Annotated in this window: 5 protein-coding genes; 1 reads left to right on the forward strand and 4 read right to left on the reverse strand. The window is 46.9% G+C overall.

Translation table 11 applies throughout. The annotated features are described in order from the left end of the window. Positions 1-521: 521 nt before the first annotated feature. Genes NH399_RS24165 through NH399_RS24180 form a run of 4 tightly spaced genes read right to left on the reverse strand, consistent with a single transcriptional unit; the run spans position 522 to position 10,783 of the window. Positions 522-3,377: an ATP-binding protein gene (locus NH399_RS24165; protein WP_253043929.1), complete on the reverse strand. Its 2,856-nt coding sequence runs from the start codon at positions 3,375-3,377 to the stop codon at positions 522-524. 15 nt (positions 3,378-3,392) lie between these two features. After that, positions 3,393-6,299, reverse strand: a complete 2,907-nt coding sequence (locus NH399_RS24170; RefSeq protein WP_253043930.1) for a DUF1156 domain-containing protein — start codon at positions 6,297-6,299, stop codon at positions 3,393-3,395. Between the two features lie 9 nt (positions 6,300-6,308). Continuing rightward, the gene (locus NH399_RS24175) at positions 6,309-9,863 is read right to left on the reverse strand and encodes a helicase-related protein (RefSeq protein ID WP_253043932.1); all 3,555 of its coding nucleotides are present in this window, start codon (positions 9,861-9,863) and stop codon (positions 6,309-6,311) included. Further along, positions 9,863-10,783, reverse strand: a complete 921-nt coding sequence (locus NH399_RS24180) for a YafY family protein (protein WP_253043934.1) — start codon at positions 10,781-10,783, stop codon at positions 9,863-9,865. The genes NH399_RS24175 and NH399_RS24180 overlap by 1 nt, the downstream gene beginning before the upstream one ends. A gap of 349 nt (positions 10,784-11,132) precedes the next feature. On the opposite strand from NH399_RS24180, the gene NH399_RS24185 reads away from it, so the two are divergent. After that, positions 11,133-12,605, forward strand: a complete 1,473-nt coding sequence (locus NH399_RS24185) for a DUF3375 domain-containing protein (protein ID WP_253043936.1) — start codon at positions 11,133-11,135, stop codon at positions 12,603-12,605. The last annotated feature ends 5 nt before the right edge of the window (positions 12,606-12,610 follow it).

Genomic DNA, 12,610 nt, shown 5'->3' on the forward strand with positions numbered 1-12,610 from the left:
TTGCTGTTTAATGGCTGCAACTATTTGTTCGACAGAAAAACGTTTTGCTTTCATGTGCGATCCTCCTGAGGGGCAAATCATGCCCGATTTCACTGTCTTTGTGGATCTGTTTATGGGGAGCCGGTCAAAACTTCGAAAATGTTTTAGGCATTTATGCCAAGGATGACGAAGAGACTTTCGTGAAAGCTATCGCGTATCCAGAAAATGGTGAATTAGGCCCTGATTGGGGGTTTTGCCAAAGTGCAGAGTCTCAAGTTAAAGAAATTGAATATACGTCTAACTACAAAAGGTGTATCTCTCCGTATACACTTGGGGGAAGTGATCGACCTTTGATGGAAAATTACAGATTTGCCCAACCAGCCAATCACGGCTATCTCTGGTTATCTTGGTTTCGTCATCACACAAATTCACATGATCGGCCAGAAATTTGTTAAAAGCTTCTATTACCGTTGTGGCCACGATTGCATCCTTGCATGGTTTATTTTAATCAGCCAATTTGCGTGATGACAAAGGATCAATTCCTATTCCTCTTCAAACTCCGAACTGCTGAACCGCAGCACATTACAGTTCTCTTTGATGGTGCGTTGAAGTGCTTCATCAAACCCATCCTTTGAGCGAGCTTGAATCTCGACAGATATCGAAACTTCCACGCCTAACTTCGCGGTGAATTGCTGCACTACCTCATCAACAATGGTGACGAAGTCCATTTTTGCTTTCACAGGGTCGAGTTCAATATTGCCGTAAAACTGCCTCTTAGCTGCTGTTTGAACCGGTGGTGGTGTAGGTGTCGCGCCGCCAGATATTGGTTGAGGCTGTGTACCGCCAGTCGGCCCTGTTCCATCAGTCGGAGTAGGTGTTGATTGCCCCCCAGTAGGTGGTGTGGGCTCAGGCTGTGGTGCTGGATTTGTTCGCTCACGATAATCAGCCGCTGCTTCACGCTCGATTAACAATGAGGAATCATCCAATATCGACATGGAGCCACGGCCAAATACGAAACCTAAATAGCGGTCACCATCTTTACCCGAAGCAAAGCCAAAATAATCTTCACTGTCCAAACCCGAAGTAATCGCATTTATAAAAACATGATCACTTACAAGGCGAGGCAGATAGAGGTAATGACAACTGTCTTGCCAAACTTTTAGTGCGCCGACTTCAGTTATTCCATTTTTCAAATACCACTGCTGCAAAGTATTACGTAAGTGGATTGGACTCCATTCAGATATCAACCACTCCTCTTCACGCAGGGTATTTTCAATTTCGGACACAAGGTTTTGGGCTGCTGGCGAAACTGAAACGGCTTCCCAAGTCAGCTCAGGCTTGCCGCGCACGAAATCTTCAACCGGGCAGATAATCCACTTATAGGTTTCACGAACAATTTGATGCAAGCTTTGTTCGGCAGTGTCCGCGTTTCGCTTAGCCTGCTTAGACAGCGATACCGTTAAGTCCAATTTCCCATCAGCCACATCAGACACGATGCTCTTCCAAGCAAGGTAAGTTCTACCCGCATCTTTTAAGCGGCTAACCACATCATAATCAGCTGCAAAGAAAATCAGTCTGTTTTGCTTTTGCCTTGGTTGTTCACCGCGATTGCGCAGTATCTCTTCAGCTGCTTCATAGGCTTGTCTGGCATCACCACGGCTGTAGGCAGCATTTGGTGGCAGCACTACTAAGCGGAGGCCTGGTGCATAGTCATCAGGTACGTCTACCGAAGGGGTGAAAACATGAATCCCGCCGAAGCAATGATTGCGCCCAAATACCCTTCCTACACGCTCTTTCAATAATGGGTGAAGTTCTTGAAGCTCATTTATATTTTGTTTTCGGCTTTCCATTTCACGGCGTAGGTTTGGCCGCGTGTCGAGGTAGTAGCGATCTTGTTCTGAGTACAAATAATGCAGCCGATCTCGTAAGCGCTTAAGCACATCTTCAAACACACCGATGGTTTGTCCAGGCTGCGCACACCCTAATAAAATGTGCTCTTGGTTTAAGCCTTTAACGCCTTGTTCAGCATTCGAAGGGGCACTGCCTAAAAAGATGGTGCGCATTGCGCGGCGGGCAGCCTGTACGCTACCAAAACGGGTATCGTGGCCATCAATATTAGCGGGCTCTGAACGTGGGCCATCCACTTCTTTTTCCAGTACCGGCTCCCAGCCTTGAGGTAAGTAGTGAATGCTCTTGTTGCGTACATTGCTGTCATCCAAGGCAATAGAGCCCGGCATAATCAACGCGTCTTTGTTGTCTGAATTCCAAAGGCGATGGATCACAATGGCCATGTACTGCAATACGCCACGTGTGCGCTGAAATTTATCCAGGGTCGACCAGTCTTCATACAAACGGTCGAATACTTCTGGGTGAATAGGGTAAGACTGGCAAAGTCTTTCAAAATACACATTCGACTGCGTTTCCAGCGGAAACTTGTCACTATTGGTGCGATAGAAATCAGAGAACTGTCGGATAATCCCTTCAACTTCGGCACGTTCTCCAGCCGATTCAAATAAACGGCGGCGTACAATTTCAAAGGCTTCGGTACTGGCGACAGGCTTCCAAACCGACTCAACACGCGCAAAGTATTTTTCCAGCGACTCAAGAGCTCGTTGACCCATGGTGCCGCCCACTTCTAATTCAGACTCTGGTAACGAGGCCAACAGAATCGCGTTGGGGACCGTTTTCATGGCTTCAGTCAGGGCCTGAATAAAGGAAATATTGCTATCGAAGGTACCGGCTTTAAATTGCTTGCCGACTTCTAGCTGGCGAATAAAGGCCACGAGCTCGTCAATTAGAATGACACAAGGCGCGGCTTTCTCAACCAGCTGGCGCACCACCTCTTTACCCGGTGATGTACCATCTGCATCACTCTGGGCAACCATGGTATAACCTTCATCACCAAGTAGCTGCCAAGCTAATTCACCCCACAGAGTGTTCGCTGCAACCTTCGCCTTACCTGAGCCGTGTTGTTGTGGTTGGCTGGGGGAAAGCTTAATGCCATCAATGACTGCCACTTTTGCACTGGGCAAGTCATGGATGCCTGCTTCATCCAATAGGGGTGGAATGCCTTCCAGTTTATCGGAACTGACTTGGCGAGAGGCCAAATGTAAAACCGCCAACATGGTATGGGTTTTACCACCACCAAATGCGGTTTGCAGCTGGATGACCGGGTCACCACCTTGGCCTGCTAAGCGCTGTGCAACCGACATTAACAATAAGCGCATGCCTTCAGTAATAAAGGTACGGGAGAAGAACTTTTCCGCATCCTGATACTCTTCGGTTGCAGTCCCTGAAGCGACTTGCGAAATATCAGCCGCAAATTCAGATTGCTTAAAAGTGCCTTCTAAAACATCTTTGTGAGGGCGGGCAATTTCACGCCATGGTTTTAAACTCATTCTTTTTTCTCCCTCTTAAAAATCTAAGCCAAGTTCAGACTGGGTACCGCGATGGCCTACTTCATGTGAAGCAGCGACAATGGCATGCCAGGAACCAATTAATTCGTTATAGGCGCGGGCTTCTTCTGCCCATTTTTTACGTTCGCATAGTGTGTATAGGTGGTAGGCCAGCTGACGAATGTGCTCGCCGCGCTCTGGCATGCGAGCAAGCAAAGCACCAGTTTCGGCTTCGCCTTGTTGATTCAGCACGCGGATCATCTGGTGACAGGCTTCCCATACCGGGGTGCGGGTGTCGGTTTTTGGGTCCCAATCAGTAGGGTATTCGCTCCACTTCAACAGGCGGACTTTACCGCCGCCTGACTCAATGACACCGGCATCACGCACACCATCTACCGATGTTCCTTTAGCGCGAGCGAGGGTGTCGGCCTCACCAAACTGACCTTGGCCCCAACCGTATTGACTGAACCAATCGTCGCAGAATAAAGTGTCGTTGTCGAAGTTACCGCTGTTTGGGTTAAGGTATTCAGTAATTGCTTTGTTAACCATAACGAGTGCGTCGTGAACACTCATTTCTGATCCATCTTGATTTATCACGGACTTGTATTTTGAGTAGATGGCCATGCCTGGCCCAATAGCAGCCTGTGCCAAATCGACGGGTGCTATTGGAGATGTTCCGCCTGTGCCTCCTACCATTGCATCCAGAGATTCGGGCATCTCTGCTCGGAGTTCTCTTTGAAATTCCCGTCTGGTAATAGTCTGTGCGTTCACATCGCGTTTTTTGCAAACGAGAACGATCGATGAGGCTAGAGCATTTGAGCCTATACTTCTGTTTCTTGCCCCCCTTTCAGTTCGCATAGGCCATGTGCCGGTAATTAAAAAACCGGACTTTATGACAGCATGTAAAAAGGTTTCCCAACCCGTATTTCCAGTGCCTATTTCACTTGTTTCACCTTGTTTAAAGGCGTAATAGATCGTCACCGGATAAGAATCGTTTGCGAGTTCTACAAGCCTTCCCATTGCTTCAGTCATTCCTGAAAGGAAGAAAGTTTCAGCCGCATCTTTGTTTTTGTTATGCCTATGAGCAAAAGCCACCAATTCATCAACTTTTGGGGTTGTGAGTGTCGAAAATAGATTAGGGTATACAGAGCGCAAAGACCTGCGCATCCACACATAAAAGTAATCAGATAGATCAGCGTATGGAACGTTGTCGTAGTATGGTGGATCTGTTGAAATGACTTTGTTTTCAGAAACTGACTGAGTAGCAGCATTTTGCTGTGTGACAAGCCCTTTAGTATTTGCTGGTAACAGTTGTAGTGATTTAACGATCCAATTAATTGCACTCAACCAGTTACCACTCGTTGAGCCAAATGGTGGGGCTTCAGCAAAATCCCAAGACATTGGAAGTGCCTGCATAGAATAAGTCCCTCTAATAAAACCATCCGCAGGAGTTGCCAATGTGGACCAATAGTTCGCTGCATAATCAACAGCGAATGTAAGATAAATAGATATGGCTTCAGAATAGGCTTTAGCCCCTTTTCCTAGATCCTCTAAAGATGTGCTGTCGCTTTCAAAACCATTTGCAATAGCATCTGCATATACTTTTTCTTTAATTTCTGAAATTAAATCTGAAAATGTTGTAAGAGCTAAGAGTTGTCTTTCTGTGAACAGTTGATCAAATCTATCCATGCCATATGGCTTGATACCGAGGTACTGGCTGCTCCCTGAGATCTCTACCTCTGGTCTCCAAGTAGGTTTTGCACTCTTGGCTAACATTTCCATTTCTGCAGTCGGAGAAATATACATACGGCCTTTGGGGCCGTTTACCCCAACGGCCATTAACTTATATCCCATTCGCCCTGCGGATGCTTCGCTCTTTATATATTTAGGGTCGATAGGAGAGCCTGAAAGTAGACATTTAAAGTTAGCTCCACGCCCAAGTTTTGTTCCGTTTTTTGATTCGGGGGTGGGTTTGGAATTATGAACATAAAATTCATAACTGTTCTCGTTTAATACCGGCTCAATGTAAGCTTCTTTCCCGGCTTTTTTAGACAGGACAAAAGTAGTAGTCAAAGGAACTTCCTGACCACTGTATGCAGGGTTTGGACTCTTAACCGTTCTTGCCCAAACCCATAAAATCACCTCAAGGTTACTGCCAATAGAGTCTCTCAAGGTCGGGTAATGCTTTGCCAGTTCTTCGGTTACTTTAATGTCAGGGTATAAATTACCGATTCGTTTTTTTGCCTCAACCTGCAAGTAGATACCATAACGCCGAACATCTTCTGCCAAGCCAGTTGCGCCCTTCCAGGACTCAACTAAATTCCCTTGTTTTTCAGAGTCAGGAATCGGGCCAATTGGCTCTTTTGACTCAAATAGTGGCGGCACTTCAATCATCGCTTTATTAATCATGATTGGAATTGGGTTAAGGTCAGTTGCGTTACTATTTAGTCCTAATCTTTGCGCTTCGAGAGGGAGCGCACCTCCTCCAGCAAATGGGTCATGAAAATCGGGAACATTTGCTGGATCAAAAAGTTCTTTTGCTTTAGGGTGATTTTTATTTAGCCTGCAAATATCTTCCCAGCTTTCTTTGATTGCATGTTTTGCTCGATTGAGGACTTCGATATTAGTGGTATTTTCCCACTTTACGAGGTCTCTGATTATATTGAAGAGTTCCTCTCTCTTTTTCTCAGCTTCTTGTTTGTTTACACCATATTTGAAACCATCTCGATCTTGATAGCCTGGGTCATTCACCATCTGAGCGAAAATTACCGCTCGTGCAGCAGCCAGTGGTCGTCTTGCCCACCACAGATGCATAGTACTTGGGTGTCCATGTCTTATAGATTTCTCTCGACCGGAAGCTAGATTTATATCATCTAGCGGCAAAGCCACTTCAATCAATTTCTTTGGAGATTTAATCTTACTCATTTATCTGCCTTAAACGGTTTGCTCAGGCGCAACTGCTTTTGAGATCAGGTCACTGAGATCATAATTAATACTGGCTACACCAAAGTCTGGCTCGATGGTGAACGGCGTTTTAACGTAGTACGGCCCTTCAAACTCTTCTCCATCGACAATGACTATGGCGAGCATAAATTTGTCTGCTTGGTTTAAGCCGTAGATGATTTCATTACGGCTAACAGTAATAGTACTTTGGCCTTTGGCGCGGCCTTTAACTTCGATATGGCGGTCGGGTCGGATTGATCCATCGGCATTGGCGGGTGGTCGTGAGGTAACATCCCATCCGCATTTTTCTGCGCCTACGTCTTTTACTTCAAAGCCAAAGCTTCGCTCGGCATCCAATACCGCATTCATGGCGATGCGCTCCACGCGTGAGCGGGCTTCGGCATCAACACTAAATTGGGTTTCGCCTTTGCGATGAGCTAATAAGCCTTGCGGAATGATTAAAGCTCCGCCCATTATGACCGGCGTGCTGGAGACGACGTTTTTCAGTGCTTCTAGTTCTGTTTTTCGCTGTTCTAATCGAGCTGTGAGTTCATCCACGCGACGACGTGCCATTTCAGGCTGCATGCGCGGTTGCTTGCCTGCATTAACATCATCTTGCAGTTCGATATAACGATCCGACCAGTAGTTAATTTCTTTCACTAGGCGTTCATTTACGGCTGCAAGGGTTTTATCTGCCTGGCGTTCGCGGCGACCTTTCACTTCGCCATAGTGTTCCGGTACCAATTGTTGTGACGCGTGGTTTAGGGCCAGTGCTTCCAAATTATTATTGAGCCAAGGAGCATTAAGAATATCGCCTACTAGTTTGTGGTCGTAGTCATCTATCGGTTGCAGATCGAGGTGGGGTGCCCAGCCTGCATTGATGGCATTGCCTTTTTCGTCGATCTCTACAAACTGTAATCGACGCGATGCGATATCTGTGCAGTTGCAGCCTTCTCTTACCGTGTGATCCACCATGAAGAGTACTTTAGGCTCTAAACCATCATCATTTGGGTCTACCAACACAGAGCCTTGCTTAAGCTTAGGGCGATGGGCTTCTAGAACTAAATCGGTTGAGGCATGCATCAAGGGGTGCGATGGGTGAATCATGTCGGCCATCGGCTTGCCTTGCTGGCGAACATGGTGCTTTTCAAAGCAGATGCGTTCGTATTTGCGCAATACCGGAGTTCGTGTCTCGCCGATGATACGGTCGCGCTCACGAATGGCGGCAGGCACATGACGTACCTCAAAGCGGCCCGATTCACGGTTGCGAATTTCTCCACCCAAGGTTTGAAATGCTTCGGTAAAAAAGGCGCGAATGAAGTAAGGCTGTAGTTTACGGGCTTCGGCCTTTTCCATTTCTTCTTTTACGGCATAGAGCTCTTCCAGCCCCATGTGCTGTTCAACCAAAGCGTTACGACGTAGGATTTCTTTTAAGTGCTCGGCATCGAGTGCGCCATCGATCACTTCGTTCATTTTGGCTTTGGTTTCTGGTGCTTCGCCATAGCGGATAGCATCAACCAGCAGGTCTTTTAATGAGACATTATCGAAGGCTTCACCGAGTACATCGAAGACTTTGCCGCCCAGTGCTTCTTTTTCAATCTCAATCTTGTCGAAGAGTTTTTTGAATACTTCGCCTTCGCGGGTTTCGGCGGCAACAATGTTCCAGAGATGACAGACTTCGGTTTGACCAATACGGTGAATACGACCAAAGCGCTGTTCCAGTCGATTCGGGTTCCAAGGCAGGTCGTAGTTCACCATAAGGTTGGCGTTTTGCAGGTTAACACCTTCGCCTGCGGCGTCTGTGGCAATCAGCACAATCACTTCTGGGTCGTTACGGAACTCTTCCTGTACTTTGCGGCGTTCATCCCGGTTGGTGCCACCATAAATCGTACGCACCGCATTTTCGTTGCCCAGCATGTCTCCGATGCGCTTCACCAGATAATTCAGGGTGTCTTTATGCTCGGTGAAGATCAGCAGCTTGCGCCGAGCACCACTGGCCGTGAACATTTCTGGTTTGTCTTGCAATAGGTAAGACAGTTCTTCCCACTTTTTGTCATTGCCGGATTGCACAACGGTAAGCGCCTGATGCTCGAGATCTTTTAAGCTGAGTATTTCGGCTTCAAGCTCTGGAATGGTTTCTGCTGCTGTGGCCTGATCGAGCACCTGTTCAGACAAAATTTCGTATTCTTCTGCGCTTAGGTCTTCATCAAGTTCGTCGAAGTTGTCAGGGATATCGATTTTCTTTTTAACACTGTATTCGCCCAATGTTTCGGCGACCCCAGCTCCAGACGGACCATCTTTTTGAACGGCCTGGCCACGCGCCATAAGCTTGGTTTCTTCGAGGCGATCTTCTAAGCGCTTGCGGCGACGTTTCAAGGACTGGTAGATGGCTTCAGGGCTGGAAGCCAGCCTGCGTTGCAGCATGGTTAATGCAAAGCCAACGTTGTTTTTCTTTTTGCTGTCGAGGTTATCTGCGCGGTTCATTTCTTCACGAACGTAGGTGGTTACCTGTTCGTAAAGCGATGCCTCCATCGGCGAAAGCTCGTAATTGGCTGTATAAGCGCGGCGCTCTGGAAACAGTGGCGTACCATCAAACTTAAGCAGCTCTTCTTTCACCATACGACGCATCATGTCTGACACATCGACCTTATGGGCGCCTTCGCGGAACTTGCCGTAAAAGCGGTCGCCATCTAACAGGGACAGCCAAATCTGAAAATCCTCCTCTTTACCGTTGTGTGGCGTTGCAGTCATCAGCAAGAAATGGCGTGTGATGGAGCCAAGGAGTTCGCCCAGTTGAAAGCGCTTGGTTTTGTTTATTTTGGTGCCGAAGTAGCTGGCCGACAGTTTGTGAGCCTCATCCACTATGATGATGTCCCACTCGGTGTTTTTGAGTTTTTCTTGGAATTCTTCGTTACGGGATAACTGATCTAAACGGCAGATGAGTTGGTCGGACTCATCGAAGTAGTTGCCAGAAGCACATTGTTCTTGTTTTTCTCGGCTGAAAATATCGAAGGTTACACCAAACTTTTCGAGTAATTCATCCTGCCATTGCTCGGTGAGAGATCCGGGCGAAACGATCAAAATACGCTTGGCATCACCGCGCATAATGAGCTCACGAATTAACAGCCCAGCCATAATGGTTTTACCGGCACCGGGGTCATCGGCCAATACAAATCGAAGCGGCTGTTTGGGTAGCATGGCTTCGTATACCGCAGATATCTGGTGCGGCAGTGGCTCAACGTTTGAAGTGTGTACTGCCATCATTGGGTCAAACAATGCGGCTTGACTGATACGGTAAGCTTCTAGGCCTAATTTGAATTCGGCACCTGGCGCGTCAAATGCCCAAGGGCGACCTACTGTGGCCAGTTCAAGGCGTGCTTCGTCTGAGCGAAATAGCATTTGCTCGCCCAGTTTGCCTTGGCTGTCTTTGTAGTAAACCGTAATTGCAGCGTCACCGACGGGTTCTACTTGTACGACGCGGACGATTTCTTCGGCTTGAATGCCGCGAACTTGCGCGTCTTTTTTAATGTCTTCGAGTTTTAGCATTAGCGCTCCATATCGTCCGTGATAGTTTCGTCTTGATAGCCAGGGGCAATAACCAGATTTTCAACACCGTATAAAGTCTGCCTGTTTTGCAGCCAGAGATGATTTTCAGGGCCTGTGAGGATGTGTCGCTCAGAGCAATCGATATTCCAGTGCCTAAGCACGTAGCCCGCAACTGCCGCTCGCACTTGTATCTTGAGCATTCCATTTACCATTCCGTATTCGGTCTCAATGGTTTCTGGGTGTTTCAGATTAGGGTGCGGAACAATGTGCATTTCAACAATACGGTTCCACTGAATATCGCCTTCTTTCGTTTCAGACTTCGTAATTTCCGTTTTGAGCAGTTTCGGTTTTGCTATGCGGTTGATGACAAAGTCCGTGAACCTTTCTCTCTTGCGATCGAAGGCTCTTACATGCCAGCGAAGGCCATTATCCACCAAAGCAAAGGGCACGATTTCTCGTTGGCTTAAACCGCTGGAGAGGGATCGGTAATCTATCTTGAGTGCCTTTTTCTGGTGAATGGCTTTGGTGATCTTTGCCAATACATCCAGGTTTGGCCAACTGAATGGAAAGCTGAGGGGAGTTGGCGACTCTGCAGTGACCAAAGACATGCTGCCAGATACATGGTCATCACCCAGGCCGTAGCATAGTGCGGATAATGCTTGGCTCCCTTGATAGTCAAACAGAGGCTTGAATTGATCGGCTTCTATATAGGTCTTAGCTTTTGTGTCGTAGATTAGGTTTTTAGGTGCCAGTTCTTTGTATAGAGAAATATCCCGAGTTGCGGCGGCGGCTTTAATGCCAAACCGGCGGACCAGGTCATTTCTGTTGACTGCGCCTAAAAAGCGTAGCTTGAAATCTATATGGAATAGCCTTTCTTGCTGCGCTTGGCTGATGTCTTCTAGTGCTTTGTTTTCAATCAAGGGTTGAGGACCTTTGTCTTATCAAAAGTGGTCAAAACAATTGCTACCTATTTATCCGCTGATGGTCTGCGCTTTACCCTACTTTTAGGATGGGATAAGGCTGGCCACCATTACTCTTGTTTATCAGAATCTTGGGCATTTATGTCAAATCACCGCCATTTAAATCGGCAATATCACTTTATGTATAAAGTGCTGCTCAAATTTATCATGGATCATAATACTGATAGCTTATATGTGTCAATAATGGTTGTTGACATAATCAAAAAGATGATGATAAGGTTTTTGCTATTGATTATAACCATTTCCTAGTGAATGAGGTATTTAAGGAGAGATCTATGAGGAAGGTGCATTGAGCTTTCAGGGTTTGCAAGCAAAGTATCGGCGCTTATTTGCCGAGCATGCCGCATGGAAACTATTAAGAGCCGACAATGCGCCTTATATATTGGCTTTTATTGCTGATCTATTTTCTGAGGAAAGTGAAATTCCATACGGTCGCGCTCGAATAATGCTGGATGCAGAAATAGAGCGTAGCCGTGAATTGGGTATCTGGTCCACAGAAACGTCTGCAGCGACTTATCTTAACCAGTGGATTCGAACCGGTTGGTTGCGAGAAATGGATGATTCTTTAACCAAAACCGACGCAAGTGAGATTGCGCTTAGGTTCTGTAAGGGGTTGGATGAACGAAACTCTGGCACTACAGCCTCGCATTTACGCATTGTTCAGGAAGCGGTTCGTGACTTAGCTGTTGCTATAAGCCCCAATGTAGATGAGCGAGTCACCTTGCTGGAAAGTAAAAAAGCTGAGATTCAGCGCGAAATAGATGCACTCCAAGCCGGAGTTGTGCCTGAGCTTAGCGAGGTAGAGCAGAGAGAGCGTATCCGAGAAATTTATCAACTTGCTTCAGTATTAACAGGTGATTTTCGTCGAGTAGAAGACGAAATCAGGGTATTAGACAAAGAGCTGAGGGTGCAGATAATCGAGGGAGATGCATCTCGAGGCGATATTCTTTTATCCGTTATGGAGAAAGAAGCATTGCTTTCTAACACTGAAGCTGGGAGCGCATTTGAGGGGTTCTTTCAATTGCTCTGCGACCAAAACAGATCAATGGAGTTTCGCGAGCAGCTTCGTAGCATTTTGAATAGGCCTGTTGCTAAGCAGCTATCTGGTAGTCAGCAACAATTCTTGAATCAATTGATGCGAGAGTTAAGCCGCGAAAGTGATCGAGTTTTTCGTATCAGGCGCCGCACAGAAGAAGGTCTTCGTTCTTATGTCGAAAGTGGGGCTGCGGCAGAAAACCAAGCTGTAGATCGCTTGCTGTCAAAGCTCGAAAGGCAGGCCGTGTTGTTAAGGGAAGGAATGCGTGATGATGGTGTGAGCTTAACAGCCGAAACAACTCTTAGTTTGCCTGTCGGCCCCATTGAAATTAAGTCACCTGAATCTATGCGCCTAAGAAACCCTGACGATAAGTTAGATACATCAGGCGTGGAAGAAAAAGCAAACAGCCGTGAACCAAGCTCTCATGTTCTCGATTGCTTGGATGCAGTTCAGGTTAGGGAGATTGCACATAAAACATTCGACTCGCTCAAAGATCATGGTCCGATGTCGATAGCCGGGCTGGCTGCTAAGAATCCATTAAAGTCTGGTTTGGAAGAACTGGTTGCCTATCTACGAGTGACCAAAGCAGTGGGTGCAACAGCCTTGGAGCAAAAAGAAGATGTGGCATTGATGGATAAGCAAGGGGTTATGTTGAAAGCATCAATACCTACATACCTGTTGACCCTCGATTTATTCCCCGAAGACATTGATGAACTGGCGTTATAAAAGGA

Origin of the sequence: Pleionea sp. CnH1-48 (assembly GCF_024124665.1) — a bacterium.
Taxonomy (GTDB): domain Bacteria; phylum Pseudomonadota; class Gammaproteobacteria; order Enterobacterales; family Kangiellaceae; genus JAMXSB01.